This is a genomic window from Enterobacter sp. 198, from assembly GCF_009025585.1.
GTDB lineage: Bacteria > Pseudomonadota > Gammaproteobacteria > Enterobacterales > Enterobacteriaceae > Enterobacter > Enterobacter ludwigii.
In genome coordinates, this window is record NZ_WCIM01000022.1 from 288,951 (window position 1) to 310,022 (window position 21,072).

Here is a 21,072-nt window from a genome sequence, read left to right on the forward strand (position 1 = left end):
ATTACCGCTACATATTATTTAGCCTCCAGCCAGAACTGCATACAGGGCGTAAGTAACTTGCGTGATAATCACACAACTGTTTGTTTTTGATAAACAAGTGAAACAAAACCAACACTTTACGAATCTCTACAAGCATAATAAATAAATTCAACTATCATTCATAATGTGAATGTATACGGAGTGAAAGCGTGGAGTATAATAATTTACCAGCCAAACGACTGAATGACCCCGGTGGTGAGGACAAGCCACAAATTTTTCGGACTTTACGTAATATTGATCTCAATTTGTTGACTATTTTTGAGGCAGTATATGTCCATAAGGGTATCGTTAATGCTGCGAAAATTCTTAATCTCACGCCTTCAGCAATAAGCCAGTCAATTCAAAAACTGCGCGCTATATTTCCCGACCCGTTATTTATTCGTAAGGGCCAGGGGGTTACGCCCACGGCCTACGCCACCCATCTGCATGAGTACATCAGCCAGGGGCTGGAGTCGATTCTGGGTGCGCTGGATTTAACCGGCAGCTATGACAAACAGAGAACCATCACTATCGGCTGCACCCCGTCTGTCGGCGTGCTGGTGATGCCCGCTATTTTTCAGGCGATAAAAGAGCATGTTCCCCAACTCCTGCTGCGAAATGTGCCGCTCAACGAGCCTGATATTCAGCTTACTCAGTTTCAGACCGACCTGATTATAGAAAGCGGCAGCTTTAGCGCCCGAGCGCTCGGACAACATGTCCTGTATGCGGATAACCTGGTGCTGGTGTGCCGCCAGCAGCATCCCGCCCTGAGCGGGCCGTTGACCATTGAAAATCTGCGCAACTACGATCATTCGTCTTTCATGACCGAAGGGCAGTCCAACCATGCGCTGCGTCAGCGAATCGATGAGATATTCCCGGAACGCCAGATCAGCTTCAGTAGTTACAATATGTTCACCACTGCCTCCCTGATTGGCAGCAGCGACATGCTCTGCATCATGCCTTCGCGTCTGTATACCTTGTTGCGTAAATGTTGGCCGCTGGAGAGCATTCCTCTCAACCAGCTCAATGCGGAATCTATCGAGATTTCACTGCATTACAACAAACTCAGCTTGCGCGATCCGGTGCTGGAAAACGTTATCCGCGTCATCCGCCAGGCCTTCTGACAGGTTGATACAGCACAAGCCCCTGCCCCCTGCCGGGCAAAACGCACAAAACAACAACTATTTTACAAATTGGCGACCTGGCAGGCTGCTTTACCGACCGTTTCAATGATATACTGCCTGTCGTTCGTTCAAAAATAGTTGATAAATACAACATTCCCTTGAATAGAAACGCTTTCCTTCGATATTCGCAACTGGAACACGCACGCTATGAGTAAACCCATTGTGATGGAACGCGGTGTTAAATACCGCGATGCCGATAAAATGGCCCTTATCCCGGTTAAAAACGTGGCTACAGAGCGCGAAGCGCTGTTAAGAAAACCGGAATGGATGAAAATCAAACTTCCGGCTGACTCTTCGCGTATCCAGGGGATCAAAGCGGCGATGCGCAAGAACGGCCTTCACTCCGTCTGTGAAGAAGCCTCTTGCCCGAACCTTGCTGAATGTTTCAATCACGGTACCGCGACGTTTATGATTCTGGGTGCCATCTGTACCCGCCGCTGCCCCTTCTGCGATGTGGCTCATGGCCGCCCGGTAGCACCCGACGCCAACGAACCTCAGAAACTGGCACAGACCATCGCCGATATGGCGCTGCGTTATGTCGTTATTACCTCCGTTGACCGTGACGATCTGCGTGATGGCGGTGCTCAGCACTTCGCTGACTGCATTACCGCTATTCGTGAGAAAAGCCCGAACATCAAAATTGAGACGCTGGTTCCAGACTTCCGCGGCCGTATGGATCGCGCGCTGGACATCCTGACCGCGACGCCACCAGACGTGTTTAACCACAACCTGGAGAACGTGCCACGTCTCTACCGTCAGGTACGTCCTGGTGCGGACTATAACTGGTCTCTGAAGCTGTTGGAGCGTTTTAAAGAAGCGCATCCCCATATTCCCACCAAGTCAGGCCTGATGGTTGGTCTCGGTGAAACGAATGCTGAGATCATCGAAGTGATGCGCGATCTGCGCCGCCACGGTGTGACCATGCTGACGCTGGGACAGTATCTGCAGCCAAGCCGCCACCACCTGCCCGTGCAGCGCTACGTGAGCCCGGATGAGTTTGATGAGATGAAAGCCGAAGCGATGGCGATGGGCTTTACCCACGCAGCCTGCGGCCCATTTGTTCGCTCCTCTTACCATGCCGATATGCAGGCAAAAGGCGAAGAAGTGAAATAAGGCTGTAATATTCACTTACAGTAATGCAAAAAAACCGGCCTCTTGAGCCGGTTTTTTTTTCGCAAGCCCTCAGGCATTGCCGTTACTCTTTGTGAGAAAGCTTCTCTGCCGGGATGTCACCCTCGGCGCTTTTCTTCGCAGCCGCATCATCGTCGTTCATCGCTTTCTTAAAGCCTTTGATGGCGGCACCCAGGTCACCACCCAGCGTGCGTAACTTCTTGGTACCAAACAGCAGGACGACCAGTGCGGCAACCACCAGCAGTTTGGTAATACTAATCTCACCCATAGATACCTTCTTTACATAAACCAGGCTGCATTCAGCGCCAAAAACCTGATTGTATTAACGGTCATTTGACGCGTGCACACAATAGCAATCTGTAACAAGGTGAATCAAGCATTGTTGAAAAAAACATCACAATAATTGCGGTGGCGCAAACCGACGGTTGCGAAGAACCGGTAATTGCTGCCGTGCAAGCGTAATCCTCTCCCGCTGTAACTCTGTCATCAGCAAAACCGGGGCTTCCGCCGCAGCGGCTATCGTAACACCCAGCGGATCCACCACCCTGCTCTGCCCAATGTTCTTATTGCCGCACTCCCCCGAGGCCACAACATAACAGGTAGTATCCAGCGCACGCGCTGTAAGGAGCGTTGCCCAGTGCTGCTCTTTAAGCGGCCCCTTGACCCACGCGGCAGGCACTACCAGCACGTCAGCCCCCTTTAACGCGAGCGTAAGTGCCAGCTCAGGAAAACGCAGGTCGTAGCAGGTCATCAACCCAATCTTAAAGCCATCGACATCAAGCAGCGGTGGGATACTGTCTCCCTGATCCACCCGCCGTGATTCCTGAATGCTGAAGGCATCATAAAGATGGAGTTTGGCATAGCGCGCAACGATCGCGCCGTCACGGATGGCCACGAGCGTATTTACCGCCCGTCCCGTCGTCGAGGGGACATGCACCGTAAAGAGGGTGGTCAAACCATTGCCCACGCTTTCCGCCAGCAGGTGCTGCAAAAATCCGCCGTCCAGAGGCTGGGCAGACTTCACCGACAGGTCCGGGTCGTGGTCATCTCTTGCCAGCAGCGCCTCCGGCAGCACCAGCAAGGATGCTTCTTTCAGGCGGGCCTGCCTCATCAGAGAGACACATCTATCTGCATTCTCTTGCCAGTCAGGCGTAACCGCAAACTGTCCTACCGCAACATACATATTTGTCCCCTCAGCAAAAACCGCGTTAAACTCGCCACTCTTACACATCAAATAGCAGGTATTTACAGTGTTACAACTACTTTTAGCCGTTTTTATTGGTGGGGGTACGGGTAGCGTTGCGCGGTGGTTTTTGAGTATGCGTTTTAATCCCCTGCATCAGGCTATTCCAATGGGTACGCTGGCGGCTAACCTGATAGGTGCTTTCATTATTGGCGTGGGGCTGGCCTGGTTTAACCGTATGACGCATATCGATCCCGTGTGGAAGCTATTAATTACCACCGGCTTTTGCGGCGGTTTAACCACCTTCTCCACGTTCTCGGCGGAAGTGGTTTTCCTGTTTCAGGAAGGGCGTGTCGGCTGGGCGCTGATGAACATTGCGATTAATATGCTCGGCTCCTTTGCGATGACGGGGATCGCATTCTGGCTATTTTCCTCCGCCACGACGCACTAACAGACGCTGCGTTAATGTTGGCTTAATTTTTCTCTGTCACTCTGAACGCAATACTGAACGAGGGTGACAGAATGAAACAGAACCTGATGAGCGCAGGTGTGGTGTTGTTGAGCGTGCTGATCGTTGCCAGCTTCCTCAAAATGTATCTGCTTAGCTGATTCCACGCGAAAAAAACCCGCTCAGTGAGCGGGTTTTGAAATTCTTGCTGACGCGTCTGAATTACAGAGCGATTACGTTAGCAGCAGAAGGGCCTTTGGCACCGTTAGTGATTTCGAACTCTACACGCTGACCTTCAGCCAGAGTTTTGAAACCATTAGACTGGATTGCAGAGAAGTGTACGAACACGTCTTTGCTGCCATCTTCAGGAGTAATGAAACCGAATCCTTTGGACTCATTAAACCACTTAACGTTACCTTTAATCTTAGACATCAAAATTACCTTTACATTAAAAAACGACACAAATGCTGTGTCGGGTACCAGTACATCAATTGTGGGACCTTTTGTCCAGCGGTTCTTTGATAAAAAGTGACTAAAGTCGCGTTAATTTCTGATGACGGTTTTTTATCTCAACGGAATCAACGGCTGCACATTTTTTCACCACCACGTGACGTTTTTTCAGTTAAAACTGAAAACGCATCCAGGCGAAGTAAACGTTACCGTTGTTGTATGTCCCCGGGATATAGGTCATCTGGAACGTTGCCGGACCATAGCCGATAGAGGCCAGAGGCAGCAGCACCGGAATCGGAATGTAGTTCCAGTTGTCGCGTGCGGTCACACCGGCGGTGTAGCCCAGCCCCACATGGAAGTTTTCATCGGCTAACGGACGCCAGGTTTTCTCCCAGCCATAACCCCCGATCGGTTCCCATTTGTTAAAGGAATCTTTAAAGGCCATCAGATAGATGCCATGCCAGTTCCCTTTTTCGTCCCAACGCGACTGACCAAAACCAGCCCCCCACGGGCGCTCGTTATATTTGTCAGTCTTTTCTTTGTCATAGGCAAAACGCGCATGCCACGTTATTGCCGGAACATACAGGTCATAATGCTCTGGCGCAGTCCAGGTCTGCGACACATTATCAGTGAAGGTGGAGAACCAGCCTTTATCGGTTGCATTGCTCTCGGCGTGTGCAACAGACGACAATGCTAACTGCCCAAAAATAAACAACAAAATGAGGAAAAATTTATTACGTACAATCACAATGCAATTACCATTCTTAGTATTCGAGGCAAAGTTTACCATAAAATAGTTTAATCAAAGCTTAACAGCATCAGCGTTATTCCTAATTAATCAACTTCTTCCTGGGAATATTCTGAGAGGAACATGCCTTCACGCCATAATAAGCACAGAAAAAGTAAGTCTTTATTAGACTTTAATACGCTGGACAACCTCACCAACGCCAGCAATGACGGTCTCCAGGGCCCGTTCCGGAGGGCTGCCGGCAGCCATTAAAAACTCAATTCCCAAAGGGTTTTTGCCTTTTCTTTCTGCGGCGAATTTAAACCCACAAAATATTTAACAACCCATTATCATTTAATTGACATATAGTGATATCTCTACCGGTCAATATGCGCATGAGATAAATGCCGGGGCGATGGCAAAAATACCGTTAATATCTTCTTTAGTAGTCTGTTTATTGATTTTAATCAGCAAGGACAGAACATTAATTCGGCACATTTCATCCTTCTTTTTTATTGATTATTTGTGCTCTCGGGCAGCAAGGACACAGGGGAAACCATGCTTACGTTTATCGAGCTCCTTATCGGAGTCGTCGTCATTGTCGGTGTAGCGCGCTACATCATTAAAGGTTACTCGGCCACAGGGGTGTTATTTGTCGGCGGGCTAACCCTGCTCATTATCAGCGCCATCATGGGCCATCAGGTGTTACCGGCCAGCGCAGACAGTACGGGCTACACCGCCACTGACATTGTTGAATACATTAAAATCCTGCTCATGAGCCGCGGTGGCGACCTGGGTATGATGATCATGATGCTGTGCGGTTTTGCGGCGTACATGACCCATATCGGGGCGAATGATATGGTGGTTAAACTGGCGTCCAAACCGCTGCAGTACATTAACTCCCCGTATCTGCTGATGGTCGCGGCCTATTTCCTTGCCTGCCTGATGTCCCTCGCCGTGTCGTCCGCAACCGGTCTGGGCGTACTGTTAATGGCCACCCTGTTCCCGATTATGGTTAACGTCGGTATCAGCCGCGGCGCGGCCGCCGCGATTTGCGCCTCGCCGGCCGCCATTATTCTTTCCCCCACCTCCGGTGATGTCGTGCTCGCAGCCAAAGCCGCTGAGATGTCGCTTATCGACTTTGCGTTCAAAACCACGCTGCCCATTTCTATCGTCGCCATTGTCGGCATGGGCATCGCGCACTTCTTCTGGCAGCGTTATCTCGATAAGAAGGAGAACATCAGCCACGAGATGCTGGACGTGAGTGAAATCACCACCACCGCGCCGGCGTTTTATGCCATTCTGCCGTTCACACCTATTATTGGCGTGCTTATTTTTGACGGTAAATGGGGCCCGCAGCTGCACATCATCACCATTCTGGTGATCTGCATGCTGCTGGCCGCCCTGCTGGAGTTTGTGCGTGGGTTTAACACGCAGAAAGTCTTCTCGGGTCTGGAAGTGGCCTATCGCGGTATGGCGGATGCGTTTGCAGGGGTCGTTATGCTGCTGGTTGCAGCAGGCGTCTTCGCCCAGGGCCTGAGCACCATCGGCTTTATTCAGAGCCTGATTTCCATCGCCACCTCGTTCGGCTCGGCCAGTATTATCCTGATGCTGGTTCTGGTAGTGCTGACCATGCTCGCCGCCATGACCACCGGTTCAGGTAACGCGCCGTTCTACGCCTTCGTTGAGATGATCCCGAAACTGGCTCACTCTTCGGGCATTAACCCGGCCTATCTCTCCATCCCCATGCTGCAGGCGTCAAACCTCGGTCGCACCATTTCGCCGGTATCGGGTGTGGTTGTAGCCGTTGCCGGGATGGCAAAAATCTCGCCTTTTGAAGTGATCAAACGCACCTCCGTCCCCGTGATTGTGGGGCTGATTATCGTGATTATTGCCACGCAGGTGCTGGTACCCGGCGCAGCTTAAGCTAAATTCCTGATATCCAGAAAGCGCCTGCGGGCGCTTTTTGTGCTTTAATAATTTCCAGAAATTATTCATGCTCATTCGATCAGGAAATCACATGTTCAGGAAGGATATCGTTATTCCGTCTGGCGCAATCGCGCTGGCACTCTGTGTATTCTCCGCACAGGCCGACCCACTCAAGGCAACGCAGTATGGCGATTTCGATCGCTACGTTCTGGCTCTTTCCTGGCAAACCGGGTTCTGCCAGAGCATGGCCGACCGTAACCGCAACGAGCCTGAAGAGTGCCGTTTACAAAAAGAGAGTGATAACAAAACCGATTTTCTGACCGTGCACGGATTATGGCCGGGGCTGCCAAAATCTGTTGCCGCACGGGGTGTGGATGAACGTCGCTGGATGCGTTTTGGCTGCGCGACCCGTCCAATCCCGAACATGCCGGAGGTGAAGGCCAGCCGCAAATGCGCTGCCGCCGAAACCGGACTGTCGCTTTCAGGTGCTGCGAAGCTGAACAGCGTTATGCCGGGTGCTGGCGGTAACTCCTGCCTGGAACGCTACGAATATGCCAAACACGGCGTGTGCTTTGGTTTTGATCCTGACGCGTATTTCGGCACGATGGTGCGCATGAATCAGGAGATAAAAAACAGCGCGGTCGGCAAGTTCCTCGCCGATAACTATGGAAAAACCGTAAGCCGCAGCGACTTTGACAGTGCCGTGGCCAAAGGCTGGGGCAAGGAGAATGTCAAAGCGTTCAAGCTTACCTGTAATGGCAACCCGTCCTACCTGACCGAAATGCAGATCTCACTGAAGGCAGACACCATTAATAACCCGCTTTCTGCGACCTCATTTGCTCCGCAGCCACACCCGGGTAACTGCGGAAAACAATTCGTCATTGATAAAGCCGGTCACTGATTGACGATCGGTCGGGTCATGTCAAACCGGTGCTCGTCACTGATGCCATAGTAAGCCGTCGGCCCACCCGCACGCAGGATGGGCTGCGCTTTCGCCGTCTGATAAATCCCCTCTTCCAGCAACGTTTCGGCGATGTGAATACCCACCACTTCGCCGAGCACCAGCCAGGTATCAACCGGTGTGCCGTCGGCCCCGGTAAGCTGAATACACTGCGACAGGCGACACTCAAAGTTAACCGGGCTTTCTGCCACCCGCGGGGCGTTCACCAGCTTGCTGGCCGCTGGGGTTAACCCCGCAAAGGTAAATTCATTTTCATCGTAGGGAAGCATAGCCGAGGTCGCATTCATCGCTTCAGCCAGATCGCGCGTCGCCAGGTTCCAGACAAACTCGCCGGTTTCGGTAATATTACGCACGCTGTCTTTCCAGCCGTTGCTGGAAAAACCGATGATGGGCGGACGATAGTTAAAGCAGTTAAAGAAGCTATACGGCGCGAGATTCAGCTGACCGGCGTTGTCGCACGAGGAGATCCAGCCAATCGGGCGTGGGCCAATAATCGCGTTCAGTGGGTCATGCGGCAGGCCGTGTCCCAGAGAAGGTTGATAGAAATACATAGTGCTCTCTTAATGGTGGGGCAGACACGAATTGCGTTTCGCTCAGTACCCTGGATCAGGACACTCAGCGTAACGCAATCCGCCAGGAATTAAGACTGAATAAATTTCAGCAAATCGTCATTGATCTGGTGCTTATGCGTGGTGCATATGCCGTGAGAACCCCCGGCATAGACCTTCAGCTCAGCGTTCGGCAGGATCTCTGCAGCCACCCGACCACAGGTCTCGATCGGGACTATCTGGTCGTCGTCGCCGTGGATCACCAGCGTCGGGATAGTCATCTTTTTCAGATCTTCACGCAGATCGGTTTCAGAGAACGCTTTGACGCAGTCATACAGCGCCTTGATCGACCCCTGAAGCCCCTGCTCAACGAAGCTCTCCCGCACCGCTTTGGACTCTTTCGCCCCCGGGCGGTTATAGCCATAAAACGCCTCGGTTAGCGCATAGAAGAAAGCTGCGCGATCGTTAATCACGCCTTCCCGAATACCATCAAACACCTCTTTCGGCACACCGTTCGGGTTGAAATCGGTTTTGATCATAATCGGTGTCACGGCACCAATAAGTACCGCTTTCGCCACGCGATCCGTACCGTGGCGACCAATATAGCGCGCCACTTCGCCACCGCCGGTTGAATGCCCCACGTGAACAGCGTCTTTCAGATTCAGACGCGCCGTCAGCTCAGCCAGGTCGTCGGCATACTGATCCATATTGTGCCCATCCCACGGCTGCGCTGAGCGGCCATGTCCGCGGCGGTCATGTGCAATTACGCGAAATCCTTTTGATCCCAGGTATAACATTTGGTCTTCAAAGGCATCCGCCGTCAGCGGCCAGCCGTGGCTAAACACCACGGGTTGCCCGCTTCCCCAGTCTTTAAAATATAAATAACTGCCGTCTTTCAACGTAATTTTGTCGTAATCGCTCATGAGATCTCCTGAGAAGAAACACTGAATGCGGATAGTCGCCCGCAGGGGGCGCTTAAAAAGAATAATCCAAATTGGCAAGGGAGCACGTTTTTCACCGAAAATTCATATGACCCATGAATGTGACCTGTATCACTTCAAAGTTGTGCGCTCAGCCAGTATCATCAGAAGAGTTAAACCCTCGCTGCCAGACGGCGAGGGTTTTCTTTTGGATTGGTTTCTGCGTTACACGCAGCATTAACGACATGGAGTAAAAAATGTCCAGACCCACCATCATCATCAATGAGCTTGACGCAGAACGTATTGACAGACTGCTGGAAAAAGCAGAATTCGCTTCGCTTCCGGTGGCTGACGCCCTGAATGAAGAGCTTGACCGGGCGCAGATGTGCACGCCTGAATCCATGCCTCACGACGTGGTCACCATGAACAGCCGGGTTAAATTCCGTAACCTGGCCACTGGTGAAGAGCTGACCCGAACGCTGGTCTACCCGGCGCAGATGACCGACAGCAGTGCACAGCTTTCGGTCCTTGCCCCTGTGGGTGCCGCGCTTCTTGGTCTGCGTACGGGAGACACCATCAACTGGGCGTTGCCAGGCGGTGCCGCGGCGCATCTGGAAGTGCTGGAGCTGCTCTACCAGCCAGAAGCCGCGGGCGACTACCTGCGTTAACCCCATCTGAACAAACGCTCCCGCGTTGCACAGAGGATGCACCCGCATCCTCTTTCCGCAAATTCACCCGATTATCCTATATCGCCCGAAAACCCCTTAACCCACGCTTAATCTGTTTGGGTGCCGCGGGGACGGTCATGAGTGAGATAGTGGTTATCACACTTATTTTTCTCATTATTCTGGCGATCATCGTCATGGCGGTGCTTTATCTTGAGCGTCATCGGTAAGCGATAATCTCACACCACCCCACCCGGGAAAGCATTGACCAGGCCTTTCACCTGCTGTGCCGCCGCGTCAGGCGTTTCCGCCCCCGGCACCAGAATGACCTTGCGGCACTCCTCCTCCCGTTTTTCGAAAATCTTGTAGGCGCGTTCCGCATCCGCCAGCGGCAGATAGTGGGTCACAATCTCCTCCGGCGTAAGCAGCCCTTTTTCGATAAGCGGCAGCAACTCGCCCAGCCAGGCGTGGACGTGTGTCTGCCCCATCCTGAAACTCAGCCCTTTATCGAAGGCATCGCCAAACAGGAAGCCGTGAATAAACCCGGCGTAAACGCCAGGGACGCTGACAACGCCGCCGCGCCGGACAGCCGCGATACACTGACGCAACGCTTTGCCGCTGCTGCCTTCAATTTTAAGGTTGCTGAGGATTGTTTCCGTGGTGCTGCCTTTGGCTTCGAACCCGACGGCATCAATCACCGCATCGACACCACGCTGGCCGGCAGTTTGCTCAATGATTTTTTCGGCGGCATCGTTCTCATCATCAAAGTTGACAGGGATTGCGCCGTAGCGCGCCTGAGCGAATCGCAGGCGATACGGGTGATGGTCGATGACGAAGATCTGTTCCGCCCCGAGCAGCCGCGCGCAGGCAATGGTCAGCAACCCCACCGGCCCGGCGCCGAAAACGGCCACGCTCGATCCTTTTTCGATCTGCGCATTTTTTGCCGCCTGCCAGGCGGTGGGTAAAATATCTGACAGGAACAGCGCTTTGTCATCGGACAACAGCGGCGGCACCTTGAACGGCCCAACGTTCCCCTTCGGTACGCGAACATATTCCGCCTGGCCTCCCGGCACGCCGCCGTAGAGATGGCTATAGCCAAACAGCGCGGCCGGCGCGGGAATCTGCTTTTTGTTCAGCGCGGCGCCCTGCCCGGCGTTGGTCGTCTCGCAGGCCGCGTATTGCTGCAGACGGCAGAAGAAACAGTCACCACAGGCAATCACAAACGGGATAACCACGCGATCGCCCTTCTGTAAATTCTTCACCTCCCTGCCACACTCAACGATTTCCCCCATAAATTCATGACCAAAAATATCGCCGTGTTGCACCTTCGGGATTTTGCCGCGATAGAGATGCAGATCGGACCCGCAAATCGCCGTAGCCGTGACCCGCAGAATAATATCGTCTGGCTGTTCAATGATGGGATCGGGGACATTCTCGACGCGAACATGATGTGGGCCGTGATACGTGAGTGCTTTCATGCAACCTCCGAAAGGATCCAGGACAGTGTATAAAGGGTAGCTACCCCAGAAGACTTGCCCGTGATGACGGATCTTTTGAGATTTTTCCTGGCGAGATCAAAAAGTGGCGCCGCGCTTACAGAAACCATTCATATTTTGTGGTTGAATGAATTCAGCGTTTATAAACAAGGAGAAACGGGTATGTATCAGACAATCATTATGCCGGTTGATGTTTTCGAGATGGAGCTGAGCGACAAGGCCGTACGCCACGCGGAGTTTCTGGCGCAGCAGGACGGGATCATCCATCTGTTACACGTGTTACCGGGTTCCGCCAGCCTGAGTCTGCACCGCTTTGCCGCCGATGTACGTCGCTTCGAAGAGCATCTTCAGCACGAAGCTGAAAATCGTCTACAAACCATGGTCGGGCATTTCAGCATCGACCCTTCACGTATCAAAACTCACGTCAGGTTCGGCAGCGTGCGGGATGCCGTTAATGAACTGGCCAATGAACTGAAAGCAGACGTCGTGGTGATCGGTTCCCGTAATCCTTCCATTACCACCCACCTGCTGGGCTCTAACGCGTCGAGCGTGATCCGCCACACCCACATTCCGGTGATGGTCGTCAGGTAAAAAAAAGAGGCCACCTTTCGGTGGCCTCTTGCTGTTGCAGGTGTAGTCTTGCTTTCTTTTTATGCCGTTTTGGTGCGAATCAGATAATCGAACGAGCTCAGAGACGCTTTCGCCCCTTCACCGGTGGCAATGATGATCTGTTTGTACGGAACCGTGGTGCAGTCCCCTGCCGCGAACACCCCTTTCACGCTGGTTTCGCATTTCGCATCGATAATAATTTCGCCCATGCGGTTGCGCTCAATCGCGCCGTCCAGCCAGGTGGTGTTTGGCAACAGACCAATCTGTACGAAGATCCCCGCCAGCGCCACGCTATGCACGTCACCGCTCACGCGGTCGCGGTATTCCAGACCGGTCACTTTGCTGCCGTCACCTTTCACTTCCGTGGTCTGCGCATTCAGCACGATATCGACGTTTTTCAGGCTACGCACTTTGTCCTGCAGCACCTGGTCCGCTTTCATTTCTGGGGCGAACTCCAGCAGGGTGACGTGTTCAACGATACCCGCCAGGTCAATCGCCGCTTCTACACCGGAGTTACCGCCGCCGATCACCGCCACGCGTTTACCTTTAAACAGCGGGCCGTCGCAGTGCGGGCAGTAGGTGACGCCTTTGGTGCGATACTGATCTTCACCCGGGACGTTCATGTTGCGCCATTTGGCGCCGGTGGCAATGATAATGCTGCGCGCTTTCAGCACCGCGCCGGAGGCAGTTTCAATCTGGTGTAATCCCCCTTCAACCGCGGCCGGAACCAGCTTGCTGGCGCTCTGGCTGTCGATCACATCCACTTCATAATCGCTGACGTGCGCCTTCAGTGCGCCAGCCAGTTTCTGGCCTTCGGTCTTCGGCACAGAGATGTAGTTTTCGATATCCACGGTGTCGAGCACCTGGCCACCGAAGCGTTCGCCCATCAGGCCGGTACGAATGCCTTTACGGGCGGAGTAAACCGCCGCCGCCGCGCCCGCCGGGCCGGAGCCGACAATCAGAACATCATACGCGTCACGTTTGTTCAGCGCTTCTGCCGCACGTTTTTCGGCGCCCGTGTCCACTTTGGCAACGATTTCGGTCAGCGTCATACGGCCCTGGCCAAACTCCTGACCGTTCATAAAGACCGCCGGAACGCCCATGACGTTACGGTCGGTGATTTCGTTCTGGAACGTACCGCCGTCAATCGCCGTGTGCTTAATGCGCGGGTTCAGCACCGACATCAGGTTCAGCGCCTGCACCACGTCCGGGCAGTTATGGCAGGAGAGTGAGTAATAGGTTTCAAACTCAAAATCGCCGTCAATGTCGCGGATCTGCTCGAGCAGCGCTTGCGCCTCTTTTGACGGATGACCACCGGTCCACAGCAGTGCCAGCACCAGCGAGGTAAATTCGTGGCCCAGTGGAGAACCGGCAAAACGCGGCCCCTGGTCAGAACCCGGATTGGTGATCAGGAAGGAGGGCTTGCGCACCGCCAGACCGTTATCTTCTTTGAAGGTCACGTTCGGTGACAGTTCGGCGATCTCTGCCAGCAGTTCCTTGATCTCTGCCGATTTAGCGCTGTCGTCCAGCGTGGCAATCAGCTCAACAGGTTTGGTCAGTTTCTCAAGGTAGGCCTTGAGCTGGGTTTTCATATTGGTGTCGAGCATTGTTCTTCCCTCTCTAAAAACGTCATCATGCAAGCTGCCTTATTCGGGCGGCCTGAATGCAACTTGCATCATGGTGCTGGAATAAAATGGGCGCGGGCGCGCCCATTACGACTGTCATTTCCGGAGCCTGTCGCGTCAGAGCAGGCGATGCTCTGCGCGAAAGACGGCGGGAAACTTAGATTTTGCCAACCAGGTCTAAAGACGGTGCCAGAGTCGCTTCGCCTTCTTTCCATTTCGCCGGGCAAACTTCGCCTGGGTGAGAAGCAACGTACTGCGCCGCTTTCACTTTACGCAGCAGGTCAGAAGCATCACGGCCGATACCTTCAGCGGTAACTTCGATTGCCTGGATAATGCCCTGCGGGTCAACAACGAAGGTAGCACGGTCAGCCAGGCCTTCATCTTCACGCATGTTGTCGAAGTTACGGGTCAGGGCGCCAGTCGGGTCGCCGATCATCGCATATTTGATTTTCGCGATGGTTTCAGAGCTGCTGTGCCATGCTTTGTGGGTGAAGTGGGTGTCGGTAGAAACAGAGTAAACGTCTACGCCCAGCTTCTGCAGTTCGTCGTAATGGTCTGCAACGTCACCCAGTTCGGTAGGGCAAACGAAGGTGAAGTCAGCCGGATAGAAGAAGAAGACGCTCCAGCGGCCTTCGGTATCTTTCTCGGTCACTTCGATGAATTCACCGTTTTTGAACGCCTGGTTTTTGAAAGGTTTAATTTTGGTATTAATCAAAGACATCTGTACTTCCTCCGTGTTTTCGTTGAGATGTAAGGTAACCAACTTTCGCCGGGTGGGCTAATGCGTTTGCTTTATCAAATCAATCAGCCATACCTAACAACCCGAACAAGACAACGTGATGAACTGAATTAACGAAAAGCCAAAAGTAAAAAGGCCGCCCTGGTGGGCGGCCCTGATACCTGAACTTTCCACAGGAACTTTCAGTGCCAGCAATTGCTGGCGTTGCGTTGCGCTCTACATACCTCATATCAAGGCCGTAACAGCGCCTTGATTACAACACCCGCACAGCGCGAGGGCAATGCACATGAGCGCCAATCGTATCTATGGCTGTGATAGGTTTCATCGAACACGGTTTATCGCGCAGGAGTGAAGACGCGCCTGCGAGGATTAATAAAAATGAATGATAATTATTTGTCTATATATAATTGAGACTATTTTAATGCAAACACCCTCGCAGTTTTAGAGATAAAAATATCTTAATATTCATTGAAGCTCTATTTTATAAATCTGCCATCGTGATATATTAAGTCAACATACAACTCTAATTAAGTAAGTTAATTGCATGGATGGTAAATGATTAACTTCCTTCTATAGTTATCAGTGATGTGTTAACGCAACGCAGTCCACTCAGGATGAAACATGGCTAATCTCTACGATCTGAAAAAATTTGATCTTAATCTGCTGGTAATTTTCGAGTGTATTTATCAGCACTTAAGCATCAGCAAGGCAGCAGAAACGCTCTATATTACGCCCTCGGCGGTCAGCCAGTCGCTGCAAAGGTTGCGTAATCAGCTCAACGATCCCCTGTTCATTCGTTCCGGGAAAGGGATTACGCCCACCACGGTAGGCGTGAACCTGCACCATCATCTTGAGCAAAACCTCAACCAGCTTGAGCAGACGATTAACATCATGCATGGCTCAACGCTAAAAAAGAATTTTGTGGTGTACAGCCCGCAAATCCTGACCACAGAAAACTTGTTGGGCCCGCTTAAATTATTGATGCGAGAGCACAATTACGAGATTGAATTGCATGACATGCTGCTCTCTGCTGACTCCGCAGAGGATCTGCTGGCATACCGTAAAGCAGACTTAATTTTCTCAATGGCCCCGGTTAGTAACCGTTCAATGATTTGTGTGCCATATGCATCCTATTCCGTCCTGCTGGTCTGCAGCCAGGATCATCCGCGGATGAAAGAGGTGGCCACCATGGAAGAGCTTCAGGAAGAGAAGTTTACGATATTCCTCAGTGATGAGCCGGGCGTTAAAACCTATCAATCGATGGCAGAAAAAGTGCATGCGGAAAAGACAATCGGTTTTCGCTGTGACTCTGTATTTACTATTATTTCGATGATAAGTGCCTCTCATTTAATTGGTTACGTACCCGAAATTTTATTTGATAAATACAGTGAAGTGCTAAGACTCAAAAAAATCACTGCACCGTTCACCCTTCCCTCGCTTGACATTTTTATGATTTATAATCGTTCGGCATTGAACAGTACGGCATTCGCGAAATTTATTAACGAAGTAACAGAAAAATAACAGCGACGGGCTGTGTCGCTCACAGCCCGTTCTCTTTGTTAATACATAATCCTGACTTATATTTTATAACGCGCTTTCGCGTTATTTTGACTGATATTCCTCTCACTTATTATGGGCAGACCGCCATTATTCTAACGCGAGAGGGATGACACGCTCAGAGTGTATTCAGCCGCTCCGCCGCCGCGAGAAGCGTCGATTCCTGTTTCGCAAAACAGAGCCGGATCAGCTTATGCGGGAACGGGTCGGCGCAAAATACGGACAGCGGAATGGCAGCAACGCCCACTTCTTTTGTCAGCCACTGGCAAAAACTCACGTCATCCCGATCCGAAATCGCGCTGTAGTCCGCCAGCAGGAAGTAGGTCCCTTCGCAGGGTAAAATCTCCAGACGGCTCTGGCTTAGCGCATTCACAAACAGATCCCGACGCTGACGGTAAAATGCCGGCAGGTCGCGGTAGTGCTCCGGTTCGGCACGCAGCATATCAGCCAGGGCCAGCTGGGCCGGCGTGTTTACGGCAAACGTCAGGTACTGATGCACTTTACGCAACTCAGCGCTGATGGCCGCGGGAGCCACGCAGTACCCCACCTTCCAGCCGGTCATGTGATAGGTTTTACCAAATGACGATACCGCCACGGCACGCTCGCGAAGCTGCGGATGGGCCAGCACGCTGGCATGCCCTTCCTGCGCAAAACAGATGTGCTCATACACTTCATCGCTCAGCACGTAAATTTCACGCCCGGCAATCGCCTGCCACAGCTTTGCGAAATCGGCTTTCTGCCATGCGGTCGCCGACGGGTTGTGCGGGGTATTGATAATAACCAGACGGGTTTTGTCGCTCAGCAAGGCAGCAAACGCCTGCCAGTCCGGACGGAAATGCGGTGGCTGTAGCGCGATACGTTTCACCACGCCGCCGGAGAGTTCAACCGCCGGCGCGTAGCTGTCATAACTCGGGTCAAAGCAGATCACCTCATCACCCGTGCGCACCAGCGCGGTAATTGCGGCATACAACGCTTCGGTCGCCCCTGCCGTCACCGTGATGTCGCTGGTAGCGTCTGGCTTATAGCCATACAGCTCAGCCGTTTTGTCTGCAATGGCGTCCCGCAGTGCCTGCACGCCCGTCATCGGTGCATACTGGTTCGCCCCCTGCGCAACGTGGTACGCCAGACGTTCCTGCAAATAACGCGGGCCATCAAAATCCGGGAACCCTTGCGAGAGATTAATGGCGTTGTGCTGCTGGGCCAGTGCGCTCATTTGCGTAAAGATGGTGGTGCCAAGACTTGGAAGTTTACTCTGAGGAATCAATGCGTTATTGCTCATTGTGTTGTGCCTGCATGTAATACTTATGTTGCTGACACTATAACACGATGTTAGTCTTTGGCAATCAAGACGCTTAGACGTCTAAACAATATGAATATTCCTGACCGAGAGGGAAAAAGGAAGATGACCGACAACCTGCAACTCACACACCTGGTCGACGCCTGCCGCTGGATCGGCGCCAAAGGCTGGGCTCCCGCGACCGGCGGCAACATGTCCGTGCGTCAGGATGCGCATCTGTGCTGGCTCAGTGAATCCGGCAAAGATAAAGGCAGCCTGACCACCGACGATTTTCTGCAGGTGGAGATTGCGACCAACCGTGCACCCTCTGGCCGCACGCCGTCGGCTGAAACCGGGCTTCACACGCTCATCTATCGTCTGTTTCCCGAAGCCAACGCGGTTCTGCACGTCCATACCGTCAATGCCACGGTCTTGTCGCGGCTGGTCAAAGAGCCTGAGCTGAAGATCACCGGCTTTGAGATGCAAAAATCCCTCTCCGGGCAGAGCACGCATCTGGATACGGTCGCCATCCCGGTGTTTGATAACGACCAGGATATCGACGCCCTCGCCGCGCGCATTGCCGAATACGCTCAGAAGTACCCGTTTAATTATGGTTTTCTTCTGCGCGGTCATGGCTTAACCTGCTGGGGACGCGATGTGGCCGAGGCCCGCCGTCATCTGGAAGGACTGGAATTCTTATTTGAATGCGAAATGCGTTTACGACACTGGGAGAGAGTATGATTCGCGCGATTGTGACGGATATTGAAGGGACCACCAGCGATATCCGTTTTGTCCATGATGTTTTGTTCCCCTACGCGCGTGAGCGTCTGGCGGCCTTTGTGTCCGCGCAGCAGTACGCCGAGCCGGTCAAATCGATTCTGGACAACCTGCGTGATGAAATTAACCACCCGCACGCCAGCGTAAGCGACCTTATTGACACACTCTTTACGTTTATGGATGAAGACCGCAAGTCAACCGCGTTAAAGGCGCTGCAGGGGATCATCTGGCACGACGGCTACGTTAACGGCGATTTTACCGGCCACCTCTACCCGGACGTCCTGCCTGCGCTGGAAAAATGGAAAGCGCAGGGTATTGATCTCTATGTTTATTCCTCAGGCTCCGTCGCGGCGCAGAAACTGTTATTTGGCTACAGCGACGAAGGTGATATTACTCATCTGTTCAGCGGCTATTTTGATACCCACATCGGTGCCAAGCGCGACGTCCAGTCTTACCAGAACATTGCGGCACAAACGGGTATCCCCCCGTCGCAGATCCTGTTCCTGTCGGATATACATCAGGAGCTGGACGCCGCTGAGCAGGCAGGTTTTCGCACCCTGCAGCTGATTCGCGGCGATGATGACGGTGCAAGCCATCACCATCAGGTACACCAGTTCGACGAGATTAACCCGGAGCAGATCCCTTCATGAGCGCATTGACCATTTATTCCGATAAAGACCCCAGTCAACCTCGCTGGCACAGCACCGACGCTGCCGACATCGCCCAACAGCTCAACGCCAGAGGGGTGCGTTTTGAACGCTGGGCCGCAGACCGCGACTTAGGCCGCGATCCTGCCCCCGATGCGGTTATCGCGGCTTATCAGCATGCGATCGACACGTTAGTGGCAGAGAAAGGTTATCAGAGCTGGGATGTCATCAGCCTGCGTGCCGACAACCCTCAAAAAGAGGCGCTGCGCGCAAAGTTCCTTAACGAGCATACCCACGGGGAAGATGAAGTGCGTTTCTTTGTTGAGGGTGCGGGGCTGTTTTGCCTGCACATTGGCGACGAGGTGTGTCAGGTATTGTGTGAGAAAAACGACCTGATTTCCGTCCCTGCCGGAACGCCGCACTGGTTTGATATGGGCTCAGAGCCGAACTTTACCGCCATTCGTATTTTTGATAACCCCGAGGGGTGGGTTGCGCAGTTCACCGGCGATGCGATTGCAGATGCGTATCCGCGTCTGGCATGATTTTTCCCCTCTCCCTTCAGGGAGAGGGGGCGAAAAAACGTCAGTGTTTCAACCCCTTCGTATACGCCACCAGCTGGTCCAGCACAATCCCCCACCCTTCGTGGAAGCCCATCTGTTCATGCTGCTCGCGGATTTCCGCCGTTGGGTGGCGAGCAATGGCGGTATAACGCGTTTTGCCCTCCCCCACATCATCCAGCAGTAGAATGGCGGTCATAAACGGCTTTTCGGCGGGCTTCCAGCCTTCCGTGTAACCGTCGGTAAAGACCAGCTTCCTGCCGGGATCGATTTCGAGAAACACCCCCCGGTTATCCATCCGTTGCCCGTCTACCTCAAACACCGTGTTAAACCGCCCGCCAACGCGCAGGTCAAGATCACACTCGGTCACTTTGTGCGGAACCGGAATGAAGAAATTTTTGATGTGCTCGGGTGTCGTCCAGCAGAGCCACAGCAGATCGCGCGGGGCATCCACCACGCGTTCCAGTTTTAAGTCTGTATCAGGATCAAGCGTCACGTGACTGTCCTCCTAAAGGGAACCCCTTAAAGGATAGTCGTCCTCAGGCGAATTTCCCTTTTGCCACCTCTTCCGGCGTGACGATGCCCGTATCCAGCACCCAACCGCTTATCAATGCCGCTGGCGTGACGTCAAAGGCCGGGTTGTAGACCTGCGCGTTTTCAGGAGCCCACTGCACCGCGCCAAAGCTCCCGGCCACGCCCGTCACTTCGCTGGCCGCACGTTGTTCAATGGGGATTGCCTCACCGTTCGGGCACGCCGGGTCAAGCGTGGTATGCGGGGCAGCGACATAGAACGGAATACCGTGGAACGTTGCCAGAACCGCCAGAGAATAGGTGCCAATTTTATTCGCCACGTCGCCGTTAGCCGCAATACGGTCTGCGCCCACCCACACCGCGTCAACCAGCCCTTTTGCCATCAGGCTGGCGGCCATGGAATCGGCGATCAGCTGGTACGGCACGCCCAGTTCGCCGAGTTCCCATGCGGTCAGTCTTCCACCCTGCAACAGGGGGCGGGTTTCATCCACCCAGACAGAGCTGACGCGTCCTTCCTGATGCGCGCGGGCAATCACGCCGAGCGCGGTGCCAACCCCTGCCGTCGCCAGCCCGCCGGTATTGCAGTGGGTCAACAGACGGCTGCCGGGTTTCACCAGCGTACTGCCGGCATTCGCGATGGCCTCGCACAGCTGCTTGTCTTCATCAATCAGACGCAGCGCTTCCGCCACCAGCGCAGGCACAAAATCCTCCTGCCAGAGAGCCAGCTTCATGCGGTCGAGGTTGTTCATCAGGTTCACCGCCGTCGGGCGGGATGCCCGCAGGGTCTCCAGCGCCACAGCCAGTTCATCACGGCTTTTGCCGTTTTCCGCCAGAAGGGCCAGCAGCAGGCTTGCAGAGAGACCAATCAGCGGTGCCCCGCGTACGCGCAGGGCGTGAATATGGCCGACCAGCGCCTCTACCGTCGAGGCGTCAAGCCAGCGTTTCTCCTGAGGAAGCGCCTGCTGATCGAGAATAAATAACTGATTCTCCGCCACTCGCAGGCTGGTCGTCTGTAATGTCTGCATGTCGTTAATTCCCTGTTGCGTTGTTGTAGCACATTGTGTCAGGATGAAATCCAGATGTATAGACGTCTA

General features: G+C 53.3%; 24 protein-coding genes. 12 read left to right on the forward strand and 12 right to left on the reverse strand.

Annotation, left to right across the window (positions count from 1 at the left end; all coding sequences use genetic code 11):
• The first annotated feature begins 188 nt into the window (after nt 1–188).
• Together F8561_RS14245 and lipA are read left to right on the forward strand one after the other, a co-directional pair.
• The gene (locus F8561_RS14245) at nt 189–1,142 is read left to right on the forward strand and encodes a YbeF family transcriptional regulator (RefSeq protein WP_151887609.1); all 954 of its coding nucleotides are present in this window, start codon (nt 189–191) and stop codon (nt 1,140–1,142) included.
• Between the two features lie 207 nt (nt 1,143–1,349).
• Nucleotides 1,350–2,315, forward strand: a complete 966-nt coding sequence (lipA, locus tag F8561_RS14255; RefSeq protein WP_014169113.1) for a lipoyl synthase — start codon at nt 1,350–1,352, stop codon at nt 2,313–2,315.
• Nucleotides 2,316–2,397: 82 nt separating this feature from the next.
• On the opposite strand, the gene tatE is transcribed toward lipA, so the two are convergent.
• Nucleotides 2,398–2,601, reverse strand: coding sequence for a twin-arginine translocase subunit TatE (gene tatE / locus F8561_RS14260; protein WP_014169112.1), 204 nt, complete (start codon nt 2,599–2,601; stop codon nt 2,398–2,400).
• A 126-nt stretch (nt 2,602–2,727) separates the two neighbouring features.
• Complete coding sequence (locus F8561_RS14265; RefSeq protein ID WP_151887610.1) at nt 2,728–3,516, reverse strand: deaminated glutathione amidase; 789 nt, start codon at nt 3,514–3,516, stop codon at nt 2,728–2,730.
• Nucleotides 3,517–3,583: 67 nt separating this feature from the next.
• Between F8561_RS14265 and crcB the strand changes: the two genes are divergently transcribed.
• Nucleotides 3,584–3,967, forward strand: a complete 384-nt coding sequence (crcB, locus tag F8561_RS14270) for a fluoride efflux transporter CrcB (RefSeq protein ID WP_014169110.1) — start codon at nt 3,584–3,586, stop codon at nt 3,965–3,967.
• Nucleotides 3,968–4,186: 219 nt separating this feature from the next.
• Here the strand turns inward: crcB and cspE are convergent, their stop codons facing one another.
• Both cspE and pagP read right to left on the reverse strand, forming a co-directional pair.
• Nucleotides 4,187–4,396: a transcription antiterminator/RNA stability regulator CspE gene (gene cspE, locus F8561_RS14275; protein WP_002439184.1), complete on the reverse strand. Its 210-nt coding sequence runs from the start codon at nt 4,394–4,396 to the stop codon at nt 4,187–4,189.
• A 190-nt stretch (nt 4,397–4,586) separates the two neighbouring features.
• Nucleotides 4,587–5,204, reverse strand: a complete 618-nt coding sequence (pagP, locus tag F8561_RS14280) for a lipid IV(A) palmitoyltransferase PagP (protein WP_014169108.1) — start codon at nt 5,202–5,204, stop codon at nt 4,587–4,589.
• A 495-nt stretch (nt 5,205–5,699) separates the two neighbouring features.
• On the opposite strand from pagP, the gene dcuC reads away from it, so the two are divergent.
• A complete protein-coding gene (gene dcuC / locus F8561_RS14285) occupies nt 5,700–7,067 on the forward strand; it encodes an anaerobic C4-dicarboxylate transporter DcuC (RefSeq protein WP_020885003.1) in 1,368 nt (455 codons plus the stop codon).
• Nucleotides 7,068–7,161: 94 nt separating this feature from the next.
• Nucleotides 7,162–7,971, forward strand: a complete 810-nt coding sequence (gene rna / locus F8561_RS14290) for a ribonuclease I (protein WP_020885004.1) — start codon at nt 7,162–7,164, stop codon at nt 7,969–7,971.
• Here rna and F8561_RS14295 read toward each other — a convergent pair.
• Nucleotides 7,965–8,582, reverse strand: a complete 618-nt coding sequence (locus F8561_RS14295) for a flavin reductase family protein (protein ID WP_151887611.1) — start codon at nt 8,580–8,582, stop codon at nt 7,965–7,967. The two genes, rna and F8561_RS14295, sit on opposite strands and share 7 nt — an antisense overlap.
• Nucleotides 8,583–8,671: 89 nt before the next feature.
• Complete coding sequence (locus F8561_RS14300; RefSeq protein WP_020885006.1) at nt 8,672–9,502, reverse strand: alpha/beta fold hydrolase; 831 nt, start codon at nt 9,500–9,502, stop codon at nt 8,672–8,674.
• Between the two features lie 254 nt (nt 9,503–9,756).
• Between F8561_RS14300 and rnk the strand changes: the two genes are divergently transcribed.
• Both rnk and yldA read left to right on the forward strand, forming a co-directional pair.
• Nucleotides 9,757–10,167, forward strand: a complete 411-nt coding sequence (gene rnk, locus F8561_RS14305; protein WP_014169101.1) for a nucleoside diphosphate kinase regulator — start codon at nt 9,757–9,759, stop codon at nt 10,165–10,167.
• A 137-nt stretch (nt 10,168–10,304) separates the two neighbouring features.
• Entirely contained in the window at nt 10,305–10,394 is a 90-nt protein-coding gene (gene yldA / locus F8561_RS24565; protein WP_271661446.1) for a small membrane protein YldA, read from the forward strand.
• A gap of 9 nt (nt 10,395–10,403) precedes the next feature.
• Here the strand turns inward: yldA and F8561_RS14310 are convergent, their stop codons facing one another.
• Nucleotides 10,404–11,642, reverse strand: a complete 1,239-nt coding sequence (locus F8561_RS14310) for a zinc-dependent alcohol dehydrogenase (RefSeq protein WP_032681428.1) — start codon at nt 11,640–11,642, stop codon at nt 10,404–10,406.
• 180 nt (nt 11,643–11,822) lie between these two features.
• Between F8561_RS14310 and uspG the strand changes: the two genes are divergently transcribed.
• Nucleotides 11,823–12,251, forward strand: coding sequence for a universal stress protein UspG (gene uspG / locus F8561_RS14315; RefSeq protein ID WP_020885008.1), 429 nt, complete (start codon nt 11,823–11,825; stop codon nt 12,249–12,251).
• 59 nt (nt 12,252–12,310) lie between these two features.
• Here the strand turns inward: uspG and ahpF are convergent, their stop codons facing one another.
• On the reverse strand, nt 12,311–13,876 hold the full coding sequence (gene ahpF, locus F8561_RS14320) for an alkyl hydroperoxide reductase subunit F (protein ID WP_032681429.1): 1,566 nt from the start codon (nt 13,874–13,876) through the stop codon (nt 12,311–12,313).
• Nucleotides 13,877–14,051: 175 nt separating this feature from the next.
• Nucleotides 14,052–14,615 carry an alkyl hydroperoxide reductase subunit C gene (gene ahpC, locus F8561_RS14325; RefSeq protein WP_008501015.1) on the reverse strand — a complete coding sequence of 188 codons (564 nt, stop codon included), beginning with the start codon at nt 14,613–14,615 and terminating at the stop codon, nt 14,052–14,054.
• 639 nt (nt 14,616–15,254) lie between these two features.
• Here ahpC and citR point away from each other — a divergent pair.
• Nucleotides 15,255–16,154 carry a DNA-binding transcriptional repressor CitR gene (citR, locus tag F8561_RS14330; RefSeq protein WP_032677673.1) on the forward strand — a complete coding sequence of 300 codons (900 nt, stop codon included), beginning with the start codon at nt 15,255–15,257 and terminating at the stop codon, nt 16,152–16,154.
• Nucleotides 16,155–16,308: 154 nt separating this feature from the next.
• Here the strand turns inward: citR and F8561_RS14335 are convergent, their stop codons facing one another.
• A complete protein-coding gene (locus tag F8561_RS14335) occupies nt 16,309–17,469 on the reverse strand; it encodes a pyridoxal phosphate-dependent aminotransferase (protein WP_025204683.1) in 1,161 nt (386 codons plus the stop codon).
• Nucleotides 17,470–17,592: 123 nt separating this feature from the next.
• On the opposite strand from F8561_RS14335, the gene F8561_RS14340 reads away from it, so the two are divergent.
• The 3 genes from F8561_RS14340 to F8561_RS14350 are packed head-to-tail and all read left to right on the forward strand — an operon-like array spanning nt 17,593 to nt 19,432.
• Complete coding sequence (locus tag F8561_RS14340) at nt 17,593–18,207, forward strand: methylthioribulose 1-phosphate dehydratase (protein WP_151887612.1); 615 nt, start codon at nt 17,593–17,595, stop codon at nt 18,205–18,207.
• A complete protein-coding gene (gene mtnC / locus F8561_RS14345; RefSeq protein ID WP_032681431.1) occupies nt 18,204–18,893 on the forward strand; it encodes an acireductone synthase in 690 nt (229 codons plus the stop codon). The genes F8561_RS14340 and mtnC overlap by 4 nt, the downstream gene beginning before the upstream one ends.
• A complete protein-coding gene (locus F8561_RS14350; protein ID WP_151887613.1) occupies nt 18,890–19,432 on the forward strand; it encodes a 1,2-dihydroxy-3-keto-5-methylthiopentene dioxygenase in 543 nt (180 codons plus the stop codon). Before mtnC ends, F8561_RS14350 begins: the two co-directional genes overlap by 4 nt.
• 40 nt (nt 19,433–19,472) lie before the next feature.
• Here the strand turns inward: F8561_RS14350 and F8561_RS14355 are convergent, their stop codons facing one another.
• On the reverse strand, nt 19,473–19,943 hold the full coding sequence (locus F8561_RS14355) for an SRPBCC family protein (RefSeq protein WP_014169088.1): 471 nt from the start codon (nt 19,941–19,943) through the stop codon (nt 19,473–19,475).
• A gap of 43 nt (nt 19,944–19,986) precedes the next feature.
• The gene (mtnA, locus tag F8561_RS14360) at nt 19,987–21,003 is read right to left on the reverse strand and encodes an S-methyl-5-thioribose-1-phosphate isomerase (RefSeq protein WP_025204686.1); all 1,017 of its coding nucleotides are present in this window, start codon (nt 21,001–21,003) and stop codon (nt 19,987–19,989) included.
• Nucleotides 21,004–21,072 lie beyond the last annotated feature (69 nt).

Coding starts and splice junctions, on each gene's coding strand:
- F8561_RS14310 (WP_032681428.1), bottom strand. CDS start 11,642: ATGAAAGCACTCACGTATCACGGCCCACATCATGTTCGCGTCGAGAAT.
- tatE (WP_014169112.1), bottom strand. CDS start 2,601: ATGGGTGAGATTAGTATTACCAAACTGCTGGTGGTTGCCGCACTGGTC.
- F8561_RS14295 (WP_151887611.1), bottom strand. CDS start 8,582: ATGTATTTCTATCAACCTTCTCTGGGACACGGCCTGCCGCATGACCCA.
- mtnC (WP_032681431.1), top strand. CDS start 18,204: ATGATTCGCGCGATTGTGACGGATATTGAAGGGACCACCAGCGATATC.
- uspG (WP_020885008.1), top strand. CDS start 11,823: ATGTATCAGACAATCATTATGCCGGTTGATGTTTTCGAGATGGAGCTG.
- F8561_RS14350 (WP_151887613.1), top strand. CDS start 18,890: ATGAGCGCATTGACCATTTATTCCGATAAAGACCCCAGTCAACCTCGC.
- pagP (WP_014169108.1), bottom strand. CDS start 5,204: ATGGTAAACTTTGCCTCGAATACTAAGAATGGTAATTGCATTGTGATT.
- cspE (WP_002439184.1), bottom strand. CDS start 4,396: ATGTCTAAGATTAAAGGTAACGTTAAGTGGTTTAATGAGTCCAAAGGA.
- rna (WP_020885004.1), top strand. CDS start 7,162: ATGTTCAGGAAGGATATCGTTATTCCGTCTGGCGCAATCGCGCTGGCA.
- rnk (WP_014169101.1), top strand. CDS start 9,757: ATGTCCAGACCCACCATCATCATCAATGAGCTTGACGCAGAACGTATT.
- ahpC (WP_008501015.1), bottom strand. CDS start 14,615: ATGTCTTTGATTAATACCAAAATTAAACCTTTCAAAAACCAGGCGTTC.
- dcuC (WP_020885003.1), top strand. CDS start 5,700: ATGCTTACGTTTATCGAGCTCCTTATCGGAGTCGTCGTCATTGTCGGT.
- lipA (WP_014169113.1), top strand. CDS start 1,350: ATGAGTAAACCCATTGTGATGGAACGCGGTGTTAAATACCGCGATGCC.
- F8561_RS14335 (WP_025204683.1), bottom strand. CDS start 17,469: ATGAGCAATAACGCATTGATTCCTCAGAGTAAACTTCCAAGTCTTGGC.
- yldA (WP_271661446.1), top strand. CDS start 10,305: ATGAGTGAGATAGTGGTTATCACACTTATTTTTCTCATTATTCTGGCG.
- mtnA (WP_025204686.1), bottom strand. CDS start 21,003: ATGCAGACATTACAGACGACCAGCCTGCGAGTGGCGGAGAATCAGTTA.
- ahpF (WP_032681429.1), bottom strand. CDS start 13,876: ATGCTCGACACCAATATGAAAACCCAGCTCAAGGCCTACCTTGAGAAA.
- citR (WP_032677673.1), top strand. CDS start 15,255: ATGGCTAATCTCTACGATCTGAAAAAATTTGATCTTAATCTGCTGGTA.
- F8561_RS14265 (WP_151887610.1), bottom strand. CDS start 3,516: ATGTATGTTGCGGTAGGACAGTTTGCGGTTACGCCTGACTGGCAAGAG.
- F8561_RS14300 (WP_020885006.1), bottom strand. CDS start 9,502: ATGAGCGATTACGACAAAATTACGTTGAAAGACGGCAGTTATTTATAT.
- F8561_RS14340 (WP_151887612.1), top strand. CDS start 17,593: ATGACCGACAACCTGCAACTCACACACCTGGTCGACGCCTGCCGCTGG.